Raw genomic sequence first — 294 nt, 5'->3', positions numbered from 1 at the left:
GCGGTACTAGCTCAGTTGGTAGAGCGCGACCTTGCCAAGGTCGAGGTCACGAGTTCGAGCCTCGTGTACCGCTCCAAATTATTTGGATGCATTTAGGCGGAATGGCAGAGTGGCCATGCACCGGATTGCAAATCCGTTTACCTCGGTTCGACTCCGGGTTCCGCCTCCATATAATTTACTCCACACGCTTTAATTAGCAAACTCGATGCCCGAGTGGTGGAATTGGTAGACACAAGGGATTTAAAATCCCTCGACTAACAAGTCGTGCCGGTTCAAGTCCGGCCTCGGGCACCA

The 294-nt window shown here is 52.7% G+C and carries 3 tRNA genes; all 3 read left to right on the top strand.

Annotated features, from left to right (window positions below):
* Window positions 1–76 (top strand) — tRNA-Gly (locus AAEY62_RS21695).
* A gap of 19 nt (window positions 77–95) precedes the next feature.
* A tRNA-Cys gene (locus AAEY62_RS21690) sits at window positions 96–169 on the top strand.
* A gap of 38 nt (window positions 170–207) precedes the next feature.
* A tRNA-Leu gene (locus AAEY62_RS21685) sits at window positions 208–294 on the top strand.

Source organism: Pseudoalteromonas sp. GW168-MNA-CIBAN-0100, assembly GCF_040309225.1.
Taxonomy (GTDB): Bacteria; Pseudomonadota; Gammaproteobacteria; order Enterobacterales; family Alteromonadaceae; genus Pseudoalteromonas; species Pseudoalteromonas arctica.
The sequence above is the reverse complement of the archived record's forward strand: the minus strand, read 5'-3'. Positions and strand labels throughout refer to the sequence as shown.